Here is a 17,775-nt window from a genome sequence, read left to right as displayed (position 1 = left end):
CGTGCTAACGACTGATTGGACTTCCTAACAACTGATTGCACCGTGCTAACCACTGATTGAATCGCTTTAACAACTGATTGGACTTCCTAACAACTGATTGAATCGCGTTAACGACTGATTGCAGCGCGACCTACCCACTTCCACATAAAAAAATAAACACGGTTGGCGTTTCCAGGTTCGCCAACCGCGTTTATCTGTCCTAATAAAACATGAATAAAACCGCATGTTTGATTTCATTGTACAAAGGATTTATTTAAAGTACAATCCTTACTTGAATTGTTCACAAATAAGACAAAATCTCACCCATTTTCTAGTCAGCTAATAGTGCTTTTAACTCATCACTTGCTAGTTCCCAGTATTGTGGGTTGAACTCTTGTAAGAATTCACGTAAAAGTTTCTTGGAGTGAGGATCAATTTTATCTAATACATGACGCCCTTTTAAAGATTTGTCCATTCCATTCACGTGTTCTGCTAAGATTTTGTACCCACGTTTTGCCGGTCGGTCAACTTCTAAATAGCTAGCAGCAACTCCGTAATAGTAAGGGCCTTTCTCTGATCGTTCTGTTGTAACCCAAACGATCCAATATGGTAAGCCATTTGGAACTTCTTCTTTATCTGTGACGAATTTAATTCGCTTCTCTACTTCACTTCTCGCATGCATCGCACCCATGTCGACCCACACTTTATCTTCATTCGGATCCACGATTAATGGGGACAAGTTCTCTAAACTAAATGCTCCTCCACCACTATAACCAGGGTGTCCGTCAATTGGATCGTCTTTCATAATCGTGAATTGATTATCTTTTTTATCTCCACTTTGATCATTCGTGTTAAATTCTTTCATGACGTGAACCTCCTTTAAGCTTTCATCAGTTCTATTGTGCCACATTCAAAATTCAATGAAAAGCTGAGACCTTTAGAATAAGTTAGCAAAGAAATTTCCAATCGATCGAAAGAAACCTCCAATGGCACTGAAAAATCCACCTTCATCTTCTTCTACATCAAAGTTCGCTTCTAAATAGTCCCTTACTTCTTCTGTATATTCCAAGTTATCCAGTTCTTCTGCATAGAAAAATTCATGTAATTCCTCAGCTGCCGTCTCGTCCACTTGGCTTGTCCACTGTTCACGCTCCGCTTCATCTTCCGTAAAAACAGCGTCCATTGTGAATAAGACATAATGTAAATTAATATATTCATAATCATCTTGGACGACATACCAATGATCTTCTACCGCAATTCGATAATCCATCACCTCGTCTGCACTAGCTGACAATGACATGTTCCATAATAAAGTCCCGACAAGTATTAGCATGAATAAACGTTTCATCTAGTAACTTCCTTTCTATTCTATGTAACGCTATTAATTTTATTTTACATCATTATACGATTCATTTTACATAAAAACGTGAACAACCAGCAAAAATTTACTATCTACCAGACAAAAAAAGCTACTCACCATAAAGGTCAGTAGCCTTGAACTCTATAAAGTCATTCGCGTAATTCCATAGGCTAAGATCGCCCAACCAACTAAGAAGGCTAAGCCTCCCACTGGTGTAATCATCGCAAACGTCTTTGCACTTGTAAGGGAATAGATATACAAACTTCCTGAGAAAAGCACAATTCCGATCAAGAATGCCCACGCGGCACCCTGAAACATTCCGATTTCTGTTCTAATCAGTAAAATCCCTGCAATAAAAATTGCCATGGTATGGAACATTTGATACTGTACTGCCTTTTCCCATGTTTGTAGCATCTTTTCACTTAGCCGATTTTCTAAACCGTGAGCACCGAATGCGCCTAGAGCAACTGTAATAAAGCCGCTAATCGCACCGATCATTAATAATAATTTCATTACAAACTCCCTTTTCTATCTCTTAAAAATCGAACAAGGAATCGCCATTTGCATCATCTGCATCAAGCCGGTTTTTATTTTGCTCTGGTGTATCCTTTTTTGGGATTCCCATTTTTTCAGCTTCTAAATTAGAGATTTCGCTACTACTCTCTTGCTTGCCTTTGTAAGTAGTCTGTCTAAATTCCTGACCTGAGCTACCTATTACGACATCAGCAAGGGAGCGAATCGCGTAAAATTGCTTGATTACTTCCTCATCTGTTGCATCAGAAGAAATCTCAGCTAATTCTTCTTTCATTTTTTGCACAATGGCTTGATAAGATACTGGCATGTGTAACCGTCTCCTCTAAATTTGTTCAAATAAATTATAACATACACATTAGCTCTTACATAAATCCGAACAAGGATGCAAATAAGATAAATGCCATTACTACTGGAATAACGTATCTAACAAGTGTATACCAGATATTTTGAAGCCCTGCTGATTGCAGTTCACTCATTTGAATGGCTTGATCACGCTTGACATACCAACCAACGAAAATGGCCATTAAGAGTCCACCCAGTGGTAAGATCAGGTTTGCCGTAAAGTTGTCGATCATATCTAAAATGTTATTTCCGTTATATTCTACGCCACTCCAAATACCAAATCCAAGAGAAGAGGCAATTCCTAGTGTGAAGATAATTCCACTACACACAAACGTTGCTGCTTTACGTGATAATCCTAACGTACGATGAACGTAAGCAACCGGCAGTTCTAATAAAGATAAAGCAGAAGAAAATGCCGCCATCGTCAATAATACGAAGAATACTATTGCGATCAAATTACCTGCTGGCATGCCTTCAAAGATACTCGGTAAGATAATAAACACTAATGGAGGGCCTGAAGCAGTATCTACTTCAAAACTAAATACAGCGGTAAAAATCATAATACCAGCGATAACCGCAAACACAGTATCCATTAGCGCTATACCGACTGTTGCTCCTGGTAAACGATCTTTTTCTTTTAAATAACTACTGTACGTTAGCATCCCACAAATCCCTAAACTTAAGGAGAAGAATGCTTGACCTAGTGCCATTGCATAAATCGATGGGTTTCCTAATTGTGACCAATCTGGAGTAAATAAGAAAGCCAATCCTTCAGATGCTCCATCTAAAGTCAGACCATAGATCGCCATAAAAATCATTAAAATTGCTAAAGCTGGCATAAAAATATTATTAGCGCGTTCAATCCCTTTACTAATCCCATTCATAACAATTAACAAGGTTATTCCAAGGAAAAGTGCTTGCCAAAACAATGGTGCAAACGGATTTGAAATCCAACTTTCAAACGCTTGGCCAAAACCACCATCTGGTTCCGTCCAAAAAGCTCCGGTTATATATTGATATAAATAAAATAAAGACCAACCCGAAACGACAATATAAAAGCTTAAGATTAGTATTCCTCCGAATACACCCATTAAGCCTACTAAGTGCCATTTTGTATTAGGAGCTAATTTTTTAAATGAACCTACTGCGTCCATCTTTCCAGCCTTACCTATACTCGTTTCTGTTAATAGTAATGGAATACCGATTAATAGAATGAAAGCTAGGTACACAAACAAGAATGTTGCCCCGCCGTTCTCACCTGCAACATATGAGAAACGCCATATATTACCAAGTCCTACTGCTGAACCCATTGCAGCTAACATAAATCCAAATCTAGTTTTCCATTGGTCATTGCCAATGCCACTTGCATCATTCATGCTTATTCACCTCTTTATGATATTTTGAACACTATACCACATGAAAATGCTTTCACTAAAGAAAAACATTGATTTTTCGCAAAAAATCATAAAAAAAATTACTTTCCCTACTATTATTTGTAAAAAGATAATTAATTATGAAAAAAATTTCAGAAAAACTTGACCAAAATTAGAAAAAATAAACACTGCCTAAAAAGCAGTGTATGTACGTTACTATTTAATTGTATATACAGTCTCTTTTTCGTGAATCATCCAATCGATTAATTCTTTCTCTTCACTACAAAGGTCTCTACCTAATTGCGCTTCAAATTCTACAAATAATTTCTCTTCTTTTTCATACATGGACTTATAATTCCTCCTAACACAATTTAAAACAATTTCTACAATCATATGTGCTGAAATGCCAAATATGTGTGCTTATAACTAAATAAATGCAATCAACTACTATTATAAGGTATAATAGAAAAAAGTAAATAGTTTTTTGAAATTTCTCACAATTATATTTGTATAACATTATCCTTAGGAAACCGAACTAAATTGCTTGTATAAAATTTGTTGTATAAACATAACTATGTGATAATATATATGCAATTAAAGGAGGTAATACAATGGGCTATTCTATCTCGTACCACGTTAAATTTATTATTCTATCGTTACTTGGGATCTTCTTATTCATGACTCCCATTACAGTCGATGGAGAAACGAGTATTCCAGTAGCTGTTTTAGCTAATGGATTAGAAGCATTACTTGGGGCATTTGCTCCCTTACTCGTCTTACTTTTAATCACTGCAACAGCAATTATTACAGTCATTGCTTACTTTAAAGATCAAAGTGGTGGGTCAAATTTATCCAATAATGACCTATTCACATCGCTATTTGTTGTTTCACCTGTATGGGTGGCCATTCGGGTGCTCGGTGCAATTTTTGCACTGATGACCTATTTCCAGTTTGGTTGGGAAGGGATTTATTCTGCAGATACGGGAGGTTTACTTCTAGGAGATGGTGGGCTACTTGTCTTCTTGCTAGCCGTATTCCTATTTGCAGGTTTATTATTACCAATGTTACTTAGTTTTGGTTTACTTGAGTTAATTGGAGCACTACTTACAAAAGTAATGCGCCCGATTTTCACTTTACCAGGACGTTCAACTGTTGATAACTTAACTTCTTGGTTTGGTGATGGAACAATCGGTGTTCTTTTAACGAATCAGCAGTATGAAGAAGGATTTTATACAAAACGTGAAGCGGCAGTAATAGGGTCTACCTTTTCTGTTGTATCGATTACGTTTACCATCGCAATTATTCAAGAAGTTGATCTCATGCATATGTTTTTACCCTTGTATGGAACGATCCTTGCTTCTGGTCTGATTGCGGCTTTAATCATGCCGCGCATACCACCTTTATCTACGATTAAAGATGAGTATATAAAACCTGACCAAGAAGCGCTGGATGAATCGATTCCTGAAAACTATAACGCTTTTACATGGGGTTACCACGAAGCCGTTAAACGTGCATCCAAATCCCCTGGGGTTAAGGGCTATTTCAAAGCAGGCCTTAAAAATGTCCTAGATATGTGGGTCGGCGTACTACCTATTGTTATGGCGATTGGTACATTAGGGCTTGTCGTTGCGGAAACGACTCCTTTATTCACCTGGTTAGGGGCTCCATTTGTACCTGTATTAGATCTGTTACAAGTCCCGGAAGCACAGGCAGCTGCTGAAACCGTATTAATCGGGTTCACTGATATGTTCTTGCCAGCTTTAATTATCTCTGGTGTGGAAAGTGAAATGACACGCTTTATTATTGCTGCATTAAGTGTTGTCCAGTTAATTTATTTATCTGAGGTTGGTGGTGTACTATTAGCTTCGAAAATTCCAATTAATTTCCGCAGATTATTAGCTATTTTCCTTTTACGTACAGCTATCACACTTCCGATCATCATCGCAATTGCACACTTGATCTACTAATTTCATAAACAAATTAAAATGCTTCGGCCATCTAGAGCCGAAGCATTTTTTATACCATGAAATTATCTTTTGCTAACATGAAGTATTGAGCGGATTTTTTATATTTCCTATCTTCATATACAAGTTGACCCATCAAATAATAATAATGCTTCAATTCAGTGGCCTCTCCGTTACTTTTGAAAAATGGAATGACCTCCTGTTCTAAGTAATCAATTAATGGAGACAGATCTTGATCGATTCGCATTTTTAGAACATTGAATTTGAACACATACCTTTGATGTTGATATTTTTTGGCGATTTCGAGACCTTCTTCTATCATATGCGTTGTCTCTTTGCTTTTTCCTTGTTGATTAAAGATATACGCTAATAAATATCTCGTATTTAAAAAGTCACTATCATTCATATCAAATTCAAGCGTTCTATTAAATGAGTGTATCGCTTTTTCATAATCTCCTTTTTCAAATTGGACAAATCCAATATGATGATGGATGTTTGCCCTTGTCTTATCTAATAAATGTTTTCCATCAATATCAAGTAGGCGATTAAAATATACTTCAGCAGAATAAAAATCCCCCACTAAACAATAGTTAATTCCAATTACAATCTGACAATCAATCATACGAATATAATACATTTTCTTTTGATACGCTTGAAAAGCTTTTTGTGCATATTTGTTAGAAACTAAGATTTCATTTAAACGACTATACACATTTGCCAAAACGAGCATTAATTCTGGATCATTCTCTTCAGCTAACTCTTTTTCGGCAATTTCTAAATGTTCAACCGCATTGATGTACATGCCTTTTCTTCGGTAGTACATCCCCACAAATTTGTGATAACTAAACGGATCTGCCCTACTGTAAATCGGCTGTTTACTAACGATATCATCCATTAATGTATCCGCATTTTTCAATTGGTCGGATATTAAATAATAACCAAACCGTGAAATTTGAAGCTGACTCTTTAACTTTACAGGGAGGTCTTCTTCAAATAAATGCTTTAGTTGGGCATGTCTTTTTATCGCCTGTGGTTCGTGATAAATATGGATATAATTTAGCCAGCGATCTATTTTTCCTTTCAAGGACTCGTCCACTTCTCCAAGTAATAGTTGGGAGGGTAGCTTTAGACGTTCAGAAATCTCTTTAACTACTTCCTCTTTTATTTCTACCTGATCATTTTCAAGTTTACTTAAATACGTCAACGAACAAATACCATCTGCAATATACTCTTGCGTGAACCCCGCATTTACACGGTACCACCTAATAGTTCGCCCAATTAAAGTCATTCCACTCCCCCCTTTCATATGAAATTCAAAAAAGAAACGGTAACAATTGCTACCGTTTCTTCAGGCCACTTTATTTCGGAACAGCCCATTCACCATTTTCAATAATAGCTTCTTTCGTACCATCACTTTTCACACCGTAAACAGTAAGATCCTTAGAACCCATCATGAAATCCTCGTGAATAAAACTAGTGTTAATTCCCATCGATTTAAGATCTTCATCGGACTGCTTTTCTCCATCTTTTACATTGGTAGGGTAAGCAGAACCAAGAGCTAAATGACAAGATGCATTTTCGTCATACAATGTATTAAAGAAAATTAAGTCTGACTGAGAAATAGGAGAAGAATGTGGAACTAACGCCACTTCACCTAAACGTGTTGCTCCTTCATCTGATTCTAATAAATGTTTAAGGGTATCGAACCCTTTGCCAGCACTATAATCAATTACTTTTCCATCTTTAAATGTTAGCTCAAAATCATCCACTAAATTCCCATTATAATTTAGCGGCTTCGTATTCTTTACTGTGCCATCTACACCTTCACGATGTGGGGCAGTGAACACTTCTTCGGTTGGCATGTTCGGGTTAAAGGAAGCGTTATTTTCTGCAACTGCTCCCCCTCCAGCCCATATATGACCTTCCGGAAGCTTTATAGTAAGATCAGCGGTTTCAGACTTATATTCTAATGCATCATATTGTTGTTCATTTAAATAATCACGAATTTTATATAATGTATCATTGTGAGCTTCCCATGCTTTTACTGGATCTTCTTGATCTACACGAACAATTTGGAATATTTTTTCCCAAAGAGAGTTGACAGCATCTTCCGTTGTTCGATCACCATAAATTTTGTCCGCCCACTTTTCTGTTGGAACAGAAACTATGGACCACTGCACTTTATCGCTCATCATATATTTACGATATTCTTTTAACGCTTCCCCACTTGCTTTTGCTGCTTTAGCAACGCGGCTAGCATCAATTCCTTCTAATAGATCAGGATTCGGAGCATAAATTGATAAAACAGCCCCACCGTTTTTGACATGGCCCACTTGACGGTCTACTAACCATGCAGGAACGGTTTCCAAGACACGGTCTGGTTCTTTTTCATAACGTTTACGAGTCAATACTTCATCAGACCAGTTCACCTGAACATTTTCTGCGCCTGCTTCATAAGCCGCTTCTACGACATAATGAACAAACGTACGTGCTTCAATTGGTGCATTAATAAATAGTGCTTGCCCTTGTTGAACATTTACTCCCATTTGAACTGCTAAGTTTGCATATTTCGTTAGTTGTTCTTCTGTTGGTATCATTATTACACTCCTTATCGACTTTTCTACTGTATATTATTTCATACTCTTTTCAATATAAAAAGCTATACACAGAATTTTAGCGTTTTTTCTGCTTTTTTTGCTGGGTTAAAAACTCTAAAATTTCCCCTTCTGTTTCTTCCAAAAAATCATAATTAATTGCTTGTTGATAAATTTCTTCAAAAGGGATTTGGTGACTCTCTACTGCTTTAAGTGCTGAAATTGCAAGCTTCATCTCTTGATGGTACTGTTCTTTCAACTCAAGTATTTCCTTTTCATGATGTTGATCAGGTCTTCCATCTACCCAGCGTTCATACACATCAAATACTTCATCTGTTTGTTTCGTAGGGAAATGTTCATGTGGAGCTGTAGCATCAAAAATCGCAAAGCTTATTTCTCGAATGATCACCATATCTAAACTAGTTGGATCAAATCCACAGTGATAGATTTCTACGTTTAATCCACGATCTGCAGCTTCTCGAGCGATCTTTCTTAGCATCGTCGACTTCCCAGTTCCTGCCCTACCTTTTATAAATACTCTTCTTTTTATATCTCGAGTAAGATCTAACACGTAATCGACAGCCCCATCAGGTGTCGCTGCTCCTAAGTAACGATGCTTCACTTCAGACGGTTTAAATAAATGGATATCGAGTAGGATATCTTTCAGTAGATCTTCGGTTTGTTGATTAGCCCTCTCGATATTTAAGTATTTTTTATAAATTCCTTCTACTTTATGGTGTACTTCTAACGCTTGTTTAAAATGTCCAATTGCTTGCTCATAATACTTCTTCACTTCTTTTCGATGTTCTCTTAAAAGGGATTCTTTACTCTGTATAAGTTCTGCTTGGTAACACTCACCAAAATAGACTAACTTTTCATAGAGCGCAGGATAAGCTATCTTTCCTATATTCATTTTACCTCTGTCAAATATCCCGACATTTAATTGAGGAAAAATTACACCTTCAATTAAATCCGGCTTTAAATGATGGTGAATATATTCCACTGGCTCATCTTCTAATTGATTTACTAACCTTTGTAAGACCGGACTTGTTATAGTAGGATAAGAACCTTCTAAATAAACCACTTTCTCCAACTGTTCTATGGCATTTTCATAAAAATGTACGTACCCTTTCGCAGTTGTTCCACTCATGAAATAACGTTTTATAAGCATAGATGCCCTCCTTATGAAGTCGTATGACACTATATGAAGGGCAATTGATAAAAAGAACGATCATTTAATGATCCTTTTTCATCTCACCAACTAAGTCTTCCGTTTCGTCATCAAGCTCTTGTTTACTAGATGAGAACCAACCAACTACGGCAATTAGGACGAGAACACTATAAAATATAATTTTCCACGTAGTTGAATGAGCGAAATCCCCTGGGATCCAAGCAATATCTTCATGAGATAATGTTATAATCACTAACTTCACCCCTACCCAACCAACAATTAAAAATGCAGCGGTTTCCAGTCCTGGACGCTTTTTAATTAGTTTTACAAAATACGTAGCCGCAAAACGCATAATAATGACACCAATTAATCCCCCAAATAAAATTACGAGAAATTTACCACCATCCATTCCACCTATTTGAGGTAGATCCGTATTTGGGAGCGCCATCGCTAAGGCAACTGCCGCTAATATAGAATCAACCGCAAATGCTATGTCTGCTAGTTCCACCTTCAACACGGTAGTCCAAAAACCAGCACCTTCCTTTTCCTTGCCTTCAGCTTTTTTCGAGCGCTTGGTTTCACTATGAATGATAAATTTCCTAAATAAATGATTTAAAGCTATGAACAATAAATACAGCGCCCCTAACGCCTGCACCTGCCACACATCTACTAAAAATGAAATAATGAACAGCGAGCCAATTCGAAGCACAAATGCACCGAACAATCCATAAAATAGCGCACGCTTCCGTTCCTTTTCCGGTAAATGCTTGACCATGATTGCCAATACCAACGCATTATCCGCCGCAAGTACACCTTCTAATAAAATTAATAAAATAAGTACCCAACCATACTCCAATATTAAAGCTGTATCCATGGTAATCTCTCCTCGTACAATTTCTTTTCTTAGCATACCCAGGATTAAATTGAATACTTATAAATGAGCAACAATCTTACACGGTGATTTTATTGATCTTCCTAAAATATGTGTTGGGATGTTAAAGGTTACTAGCTGTATGCCGGCAAACTCATTTGGTTGCCGGCATTCGGACTTTTACACCTGCAAATCCGATTGGTTGCCGGCATACGACTCTTGTTCGCCCGATTCAAACTGACTTACACCGGAATACTATGCCTTCCACCATCTCCCCATTATAAAAGAAGAATGGCATATTATTACAATTATACCACTATCTAAAACACAAAAAGACAGCACCGCAAGCGGCACTGCCTTTAATCCACAGATTTCTAATTATTCTTGGTGTTCTTCAATTTCGCCTTCAAGCTTATCTAGAATGTCGCCGCCTACTTCAGAAATTTCATTTCTATAGTAGTCACGCACTTCCATAGCTTCTTGACGGAATGCATCGCGCTCTTCTTCTGTTAGCTCGATGATTTCAGTTGGGTTATCTGTATCATCTTCAATAACAGATAAGAATTCTTCGTTTTGACGCGTTTGCTCATCAAATACCCATTCTTGCATTTCTTCTACAGTTTCATCAACCATTGCACGAGTGTTGTCATCAAGACCATCGTACCAATCTGTATTTACTGTAGTCATAGCTACGTAGTTATTGTGATTAGAAACAGTCATGTAATCTTGTACTTCATGGAATGACGCATCAGCGATGAAGAAAATTGGATTTTCTTGACCGTCAACTGTTCCACGATCCAATGCTGTGTAAAGCTCACCCCAGCTCATTTCTTGTGGGTTTGCACCATACTGCTCATAAGAACGCATGATTAATGGTGATGTTTGTACACGCATTTGGAAGTTTTCAAAATCATCTGGAGTTCTTAGTTCAGTGCCGCTTGAAGTCCACTGCATCGCACCCTCTGTCCAGAATGAAAGTGGCGAAATGTTGAATTCTTCATAACGCTCACGTAGATCTGTATTGATTGCTTCACTATTATTTAAAATCTCTTGCGTTACTTCTAAATCATCTGGGAATAGGAAATGTAATGCGAATAACTGTCCTTCAGCAACCATGTTACCAGTGAAACCTGGAGACATAACTGCCATTTCTACAGTACCTTGTTGAAGTTGATCAACCTGGTCTGTTTCGCTTCCTAAACCACCGAACTCATATGGTTCAACTGTAATTTTTCCATCAGACTTCTCAGAAATTCTATCTGCAAATTCTTCAGCATATACATACTGAACTTGTCCTTGAACTTCTTCTGTTACAAAACGCCAAGTGTCTTCCTCCATGTCTTCAGCAGAATAGTCTCCGCTTCCACCATCAGCTTCAGCATCGTCTTCACTACCTTCTTCATCGTCACCACTTGTTTCTGTTGTATCTTCATCAGACTCTTCTGCACCATCGTCAGAATCGTCCCCTCCACATGCTGCTAATAAACCTAACGTTAAGAATAAAACTAACGCTAACCAAAAAATCTTTTTGTTAAAAATGGTCATTACCCCCTGTAATATATTTTATAGTTAAGTTTTCCCTTACAATAATGCAAGAGAAATCTGTGGAAACAGAATTAGTAAAATACTCATTAACACCATCATTATGATAAATGGCGGTGTTCCTTTAATAACTTCCATGTATGGCCGGTTAAATACGGCACTGGCGGTAAATATATCGACCCCAAATGGTGGAGTTGCAGATCCTAACGCCGCCTGGAAGGTAATAATGATTCCTAAATGAATCGGATCAATCCCTGCTGTTTCTGCTGCAGGTAAGAAAATTGGTGTAAGTACTAGTATTACTACAATCGGGTCAACAAACATACACCCGAGGAAGAAGAAAATACTTACAATAACTAAAACATATAATGCTGTTGGATCTGTACCTAATACAGATTCTGTTAGCATTCTCGGAATATTTTCCAAGTTAATTAAGAATGTAAACACTTGTCCACCAGCAACTAAGATAAATACTGCAGATGTAACTAAACCTGTAGATAGTGCAATTCCTGGCAGTTGCTTCAAATGAACAGATCTATAAATAACAACTTCAAGTATAAGTGCATACATCACGGAGATACCTGCAGCCTCAGTTGCTGTGAAGGTACCAGTATATATACCACCAATAACTACAATCGGGAACCCAAGAGGTAGTATTGCTTTTTTAAATGTATCAAATCGTTCTTTCCAATCAGCTTTCGGTGCTAAAGGTATGTTTTTCCATTTTGCATAACCCATGCTGTATAGGGAAAAGACTAAGAATACCATGACACCAGGTAAAATCCCTGCAATAAATAAATCACCAATTGATTCATTTGCTGCCAACCCATAAATAATTAACCCAATACTTGGTGGGACTAATAATGCCACGTCACTGGCATTAATAATTAAAGCCATGGAACTGGAATCTTTATAGCCAACACGTAGTAGTCTTTCGCGCATTGGACGGCCAATTGCTACAACTGTTGCTTGTGTGGAACCTGAAATCGAACCAAACATCGTACAAGCGGCTGCAGTTGTTACTGCATAACCTCCTCGGATATGTCGTACAAATGATCCAATGAAATCTAGTAATCGTTCGGAAGTTCTCCCAGATGTCATAATATCCGCCGCAAAAATGAATAACGGCACACATAATAACTCATATGTTTCAATTCCCGTTATTAACTGAGGCACCATAATAGATGCATCTAACATTGGTGAATAAAAGACCACCACGATAAACGGTGCTATGATTAGCGGAATCATCATTGGGAAGTTTAGCATCAGGAGAACGAACATAATTCCTAACAATGCTGTTAACATGATTTTTTCCTCGCTTTATTATTTTTATGCTTGCAAGTTGTCGTCAAGCTCACGTTTTTCTGGTTCTATATCGTTGTAATCTTTTACGTCTGTACCAATGTAAACTTCTTCGTTTGTTAAATTCACAATCATGTTACGTAAAAACTGAATTGCCCCAGTAAAGAAACCAAGTGGGATGAACATGTACATCCACCACAATGGAACTTCTAAAGAAGTAGTAGTTCTTCCTGTTTCAAAAACCGATTGTACGTAAATAAAGGATACGTAACTTAAGTAAAATAATGCTACCGCTGTAAGCGCTGGAATGAAGATCGCCATTACTTTCCTGACTTTAAACGGAACGGTGTCATAAATTGCTGACATGCTAATATGTCTACCTTTGCGTGCGGCATAACTAATTCCCATAAATGTTGCAATAACTACCGCAAATCTAGAAACCTCTGCATGGAACCAAATACTCGGTCCAAAAATTTCTCGGCTTATGACATTTCCGGCAATCATCACAGCTATGACAATCACTGCTGCACTCAAAATAAATTCTTCTAACTTCAATAGTCCTTTGTCAATTGCTCGAATGATTTTTCCTACTGTTTGAAAAAAAGGATTGCTAAAGATCGACTGATTTTTCACCGTGTTCCTCCTTTGTCACTTAAGACATGAAGCACGAAATGGAATGCTTAGTTATTATAGCGCAGAATGTATCAGGTTAATCGTACCTAATAATTGCAAGGGGCTACAAGTCGTGTATTGTTACAAATAATACAATTATTTGCCTTATGCGATACTCAAGTATAAATAGTTATTATTATTCTCTTTTATCTTTTTCTTTGCTTGCAAATAATGATGAATCCTTTAAATTTGCAGTTTGACTTTCATTTTCAACTCAAGTAACACCGATTATTAATATATTTAAAAAATATAATGACCAGTTGTCCACTTATGATAACGTATTACAGAACAATGTCAAAGTGATTACTTTTTTCTGAATTATACAAAAATTTTAGCATAAATCTGGCTTCAGGGCAATAAATAAAGCCTCCAGCTAGTTCTAACTAACTGGAGGCTTCTTTATTATTTGGATAAGCTAATTACCTGATCACCAGGGTCTGCAACCATCTCTACTGTTGGTGAATAGAAATCGAGGCCGCCTCCACTTCGAATAATTAGAAGCAGTACATCCTCTTCTTCTCGATCAGCTAAAAAGTTCTTATAAGGATAGTCTTTTGTAATAGTAGTCTTTTTAAATTTATATCCTTGATTTATTTTTTCGTTCAGTTTCGTCCATGTTACTTCTCCGTCAAACAAGGTATTACCACTGATGTGTTTACTTACATCCTCTAGTGTGTCCCCTTGATTAATTTGGAGTGGCAATTGGAACAAATGCTCGCGCCCAAACGTTGGCTTGAATGTGGAGCTCACTAACGTATTATATGAATCATATTCTGTCAGACTTATAATATATTCATAAGGCGTCATATCCACTTGATAGTCCGTTTGTTCAGATAAAATCTCTCCATATTCATGTGGGACATCTAACCTTTTCGCGTGTGAGAGTCTACTCCAAGAAGCATCCATAATTAACACCGGTACATTTAACTCTTTCAGTGTTTTCGCTAAGTTAGCTGAGAATTTATTAGAACCTACCATTAACACTCCCGGTTTACTCTCGGTGGATAACCCTAATTTTCTCGATAACCATCCGATTGTGAAACCGTGAGCAACTACAGTACTAAACACCAACCCGAATGTAAGTGATGTTAAAATTTCAGCATCTTCAAAACCAGCTTCCGTTAACACTCCTGCGAAATATGCAGAGACAGTGAGTGCGACGATTCCCCGAGGTGCAATCCAACCAACTAATAACTTTTCCCTGAATTCTAAATTGGTTCCGATTGTCGACAGGAAAATTGTCAACGGTCGAATAACAAACAACATCATTAGAATGAACACGATAATTTCCCATGTAAAAATCGAAAGTAATGTTTCTCTTGTTAAGGATGCAGTTAGCATAATAAAGATAACAGAAATCAGCAATATAGATATATTCTCTTTAAAGTGACGCATATCACCAATCGAGGTTATATGCATATTGGCAATCGTCATCCCCATCACCGTTACAGCTAATAATCCTGTTTCGTGCATAATGAAATCACTCAACGCGAAAGCAAGAATTACCGCAACTAACACAACCGGTGATTTTAGAAATTCTGGTACTAAACCATTTTCAAATGACCAACCAATTCCATACCCTAATATCACTCCAATAATAGCGGCAATCACAGACGCTCCTAAGAAAAGAAGAACTGCGATATAAGTAACATCTGTCATGGTTAGAAACTTAATAAATTCAAAAGCAAATACTGCTAGAAGCGCACCAAAAGGATCTACAATAATCCCTTCCCATTTAAGCACCGCAGCAGCTCTCGGCTTCAGTTTTGCCTGTCTAAGTAGCGGTAGGATTACAGTTGGACCTGTAACAATAAAAATACCACCAATAACAAACGCCACTGCCCAAGAAAGCCCAGCAACATAGTGAGCAGCCAATGATCCAAAAATCCAAGCTAGAAATGCTCCAATTGTTACGATTCGATAAACTGGTTTACGCATTCCCTTAATTTCTCGAAAATCAAGATTTAGACTTCCTTCAAATAATATAATCCCGACTGCAATCGAAATCATCGGACCATAAAGATCACCCAATTCTTGCTCCGGATTAATTACCCCTAATATAGGACCTGCCAATAAACCAACAATCGACATCATTACAATAGCAGGGAGGCGAAAACGCCAGGCCATCCATTGTGAGGCAACACCTAAGAACCCGATCAACATTAAAACCATTAGTAAATTATCCATTTTAAAACCCCCTTACAAAGCTCCTGGCTATTTCGTGCATCTTTTCACATGCTAGACCTATATCTTACACGATAGTTTATTTTTTATCGTTCCATTTGCCTACAACACAAAAAATTCCAGCTTAAACATCTTTCATTTGTGGTATATGTAACTAAAGTATGCTACCAATTATTTTTGGCGCAAATCATCTAGCAATTATAATAACGAATTGGAGGGGAGTCAATGGCTGAAATTACATCTGTCATATTATTAATTATCATCTTAATTATCCTTGTCATACCAGGGATTTTCTTAGCCTATTCTTTTTTCGTCGATCGGAATCAAAAGCGACATTCCGTACTTAATAATTACCCTGTAGTAGGAAGATTACGTTACCTATTTGAAAACATGGGTCCAGAACTTCGACAGTACTTATTTACTGGAGATAATGATGGAAAACCATTTTCAAGAAAAGATTACATGGACATTGTCTTACCGGCAAAATACCGAAAAAGAATGGTCAGCTTTGGTTCCAAAAGAGATTTTAATGAGCCTGGGTACTTTATTCAGAACTCTATGTTCCCAAAATTAACTACAGAACTTGCAATCTCTAAAGAGCACACGATTTCTTCCTTTGTTTATCATATTGATAAAGAATACTTATTTTCAAGAAAAGAGCATCGACAAGAAACAGATTACGACCCTTTCTTATTAGATGAAGAACACGAGGTCGTTATTGGAGAAAGTACACGCAATCCATTTCGCGTAAAAGGAATTGTTGGTATGGGTGGAATGAGTTATGGAGCGTTAGGTAACCGAGCCATAAGTGCTCTCTCCACAGGTTTAGCAAGAGCAGGTGGAACTTGGATGAATACCGGAGAGGGTGGAATTTCCGACTATCATTTAGAAGGAAATGTCGACTTAATCATGCAAATTGGTCCTGGCCTGTTTGGTGTTCGTACGAAAGAAGGAGAATTTTCTTGGGAAGAGCTTAAACGTAAATCTGCTTTAGAACCAGTTAAAGCTTTCGAACTAAAGCTAGCACAAGGTGCAAAAACACGTGGTGGTCACGTAGAAGCTAGAAAAGTAAATCCTGAAGTTGCTAGAATGCGAAATATTGAACCTTGGCAATCTGTAGACAGTCCTAATAGATTCAAGGAATTTGATGACGTCTATTCCATGTTAGATTTTATAGAAAAGATTCGTGATGTTTCTGGCCTACCAGTAGGAATCAAAATTGTAATTGGACAAGTCAAAGATGTACGTAATCTAGCAAAAGCAATTAAGGAAACCGGAATTTCACCAGACTTCATTAGTATTGATGGTGGAGAAGGCGGAACAGGAGCTAGTTTCCAAGAGTTAGCAGATAGTGTCGGCTTTCCGGTAAGATCAGCTATCCCTATTTTACATGAAGCATTGGTGGAAGAAGGCGTACGTGATCAATTAAAAATAATTGCTTCTGGTAAACTATTCACCCCTGATAAAGTCGCAATTGCGCTTGCTTTAGGAGCAGATCTAGTACAAGTAGCCAGAGCCTTCATGATCACAGTCGGTTGTATAATGGCGCAGGTTTGCCATACCAATAACTGTCCGGTTGGTGTTGCAACAACTGATCCGAAGTTACAGGAAGCTTTATATGTAGAAGAAAAATCATACCGTGTGACAAACTTTATTGTTGCAATGCGTGAAGGATTATTCAATATTGCTGCTGCAACAGGACTCGAAGCACCGACCCAAATAACAGACAAGCAAGTTTCCTATAAAGATGTGCACGATGTTATTTATGAAAATCATTTAAATACCAATAAAGAAAAATCTGTCCTCGGCCAAGACTCTGAAGGAAGAGAAACGTAATTTTTTTAAACATTCCCAAATCAGTTGATGTTTAACATTGTGTGTGTCGGG

Annotated in this window: 16 protein-coding genes; 2 read left to right on the top strand and 14 right to left on the bottom strand. The window is 37.4% G+C overall.

Going from position 1 to position 17,775, the window contains the following annotated elements; genetic code table 11:
* Window positions 1-310: 310 nt before the first annotated feature.
* The 6 genes from G532_RS0112900 to G532_RS16315 all read right to left on the bottom strand — a co-directional run bounded on the left by G532_RS0112900 (window position 311) and on the right by G532_RS16315 (window position 3,933).
* Window positions 311-844 carry a YwhD family protein gene (locus tag G532_RS0112900; RefSeq protein WP_027965166.1) on the bottom strand — a complete coding sequence of 178 codons (534 nt, stop codon included), beginning with the start codon at window positions 842-844 and terminating at the stop codon, window positions 311-313.
* 72 nt (window positions 845-916) lie between these two features.
* On the bottom strand, window positions 917-1,327 hold the full coding sequence (locus G532_RS0112895) for a hypothetical protein (protein WP_027965165.1): 411 nt from the start codon (window positions 1,325-1,327) through the stop codon (window positions 917-919).
* Window positions 1,328-1,480: 153 nt separating this feature from the next.
* Window positions 1,481-1,852: a DUF423 domain-containing protein gene (locus G532_RS0112890; protein WP_027965164.1), complete on the bottom strand. Its 372-nt coding sequence runs from the start codon at window positions 1,850-1,852 to the stop codon at window positions 1,481-1,483.
* 22 nt (window positions 1,853-1,874) lie between these two features.
* Entirely contained in the window at window positions 1,875-2,180 is a 306-nt protein-coding gene (locus G532_RS15345; protein WP_035513030.1) for a YwdI family protein, read from the bottom strand.
* A 55-nt stretch (window positions 2,181-2,235) separates the two neighbouring features.
* Window positions 2,236-3,591: a sodium-dependent transporter gene (locus G532_RS0112880; RefSeq protein ID WP_027965163.1), complete on the bottom strand. Its 1,356-nt coding sequence runs from the start codon at window positions 3,589-3,591 to the stop codon at window positions 2,236-2,238.
* Window positions 3,592-3,804: 213 nt separating this feature from the next.
* Window positions 3,805-3,933: a hypothetical protein gene (locus tag G532_RS16315; RefSeq protein WP_281170543.1), complete on the bottom strand. Its 129-nt coding sequence runs from the start codon at window positions 3,931-3,933 to the stop codon at window positions 3,805-3,807.
* A gap of 266 nt (window positions 3,934-4,199) precedes the next feature.
* On the opposite strand from G532_RS16315, the gene G532_RS0112870 reads away from it, so the two are divergent.
* Window positions 4,200-5,555 carry a YjiH family protein gene (locus G532_RS0112870; RefSeq protein WP_027965162.1) on the top strand — a complete coding sequence of 452 codons (1,356 nt, stop codon included), beginning with the start codon at window positions 4,200-4,202 and terminating at the stop codon, window positions 5,553-5,555.
* A gap of 49 nt (window positions 5,556-5,604) precedes the next feature.
* Here G532_RS0112870 and G532_RS0112865 read toward each other — a convergent pair whose 3' ends face one another.
* The 8 genes from G532_RS0112865 to G532_RS0112830 all read right to left on the bottom strand — a co-directional run bounded on the left by G532_RS0112865 (window position 5,605) and on the right by G532_RS0112830 (window position 15,891).
* Complete coding sequence (locus tag G532_RS0112865; protein WP_027965161.1) at window positions 5,605-6,840, bottom strand: helix-turn-helix domain-containing protein; 1,236 nt, start codon at window positions 6,838-6,840, stop codon at window positions 5,605-5,607.
* A gap of 70 nt (window positions 6,841-6,910) precedes the next feature.
* Entirely contained in the window at window positions 6,911-8,149 is a 1,239-nt protein-coding gene (locus G532_RS0112860) for an aminopeptidase (RefSeq protein WP_027965160.1), read from the bottom strand.
* Window positions 8,150-8,225: 76 nt separating this feature from the next.
* A complete protein-coding gene (locus G532_RS15340) occupies window positions 8,226-9,317 on the bottom strand; it encodes a hypothetical protein (RefSeq protein ID WP_035513029.1) in 1,092 nt (363 codons plus the stop codon).
* Between the two features lie 64 nt (window positions 9,318-9,381).
* On the bottom strand, window positions 9,382-10,191 hold the full coding sequence (locus G532_RS0112850) for a TerC family protein (RefSeq protein WP_027965159.1): 810 nt from the start codon (window positions 10,189-10,191) through the stop codon (window positions 9,382-9,384).
* Window positions 10,192-10,566: 375 nt separating this feature from the next.
* Complete coding sequence (locus G532_RS0112845) at window positions 10,567-11,733, bottom strand: DctP family TRAP transporter solute-binding subunit (RefSeq protein ID WP_027965158.1); 1,167 nt, start codon at window positions 11,731-11,733, stop codon at window positions 10,567-10,569.
* Between the two features lie 36 nt (window positions 11,734-11,769).
* Window positions 11,770-13,035 carry a TRAP transporter large permease gene (locus G532_RS0112840; protein ID WP_027965157.1) on the bottom strand — a complete coding sequence of 422 codons (1,266 nt, stop codon included), beginning with the start codon at window positions 13,033-13,035 and terminating at the stop codon, window positions 11,770-11,772.
* Window positions 13,036-13,059: 24 nt separating this feature from the next.
* Window positions 13,060-13,665 (bottom strand): TRAP transporter small permease, encoded by a 606-nt coding sequence (locus G532_RS0112835; protein ID WP_051189179.1) that lies wholly within the window; start codon window positions 13,663-13,665, stop codon window positions 13,060-13,062.
* Window positions 13,666-14,106: 441 nt separating this feature from the next.
* Window positions 14,107-15,891 carry a cation:proton antiporter gene (locus G532_RS0112830; RefSeq protein WP_027965155.1) on the bottom strand — a complete coding sequence of 595 codons (1,785 nt, stop codon included), beginning with the start codon at window positions 15,889-15,891 and terminating at the stop codon, window positions 14,107-14,109.
* 222 nt (window positions 15,892-16,113) lie between these two features.
* Between G532_RS0112830 and G532_RS15335 the strand changes: the two genes are divergently transcribed.
* A complete protein-coding gene (locus G532_RS15335) occupies window positions 16,114-17,724 on the top strand; it encodes an FMN-binding glutamate synthase family protein (protein WP_051189178.1) in 1,611 nt (536 codons plus the stop codon).
* Window positions 17,725-17,775 lie beyond the last annotated feature (51 nt).

Origin of the sequence: Halalkalibacillus halophilus DSM 18494, assembly GCF_000423105.1 — a bacterium.
In the GTDB taxonomy this organism is placed as follows: Bacteria; Bacillota; Bacilli; order Bacillales; family Alkalibacillaceae; genus Halalkalibacillus; species Halalkalibacillus halophilus.
The sequence above is the reverse complement of the archived record's forward strand: the minus strand, read 5'-3'. Positions and strand labels throughout refer to the sequence as shown.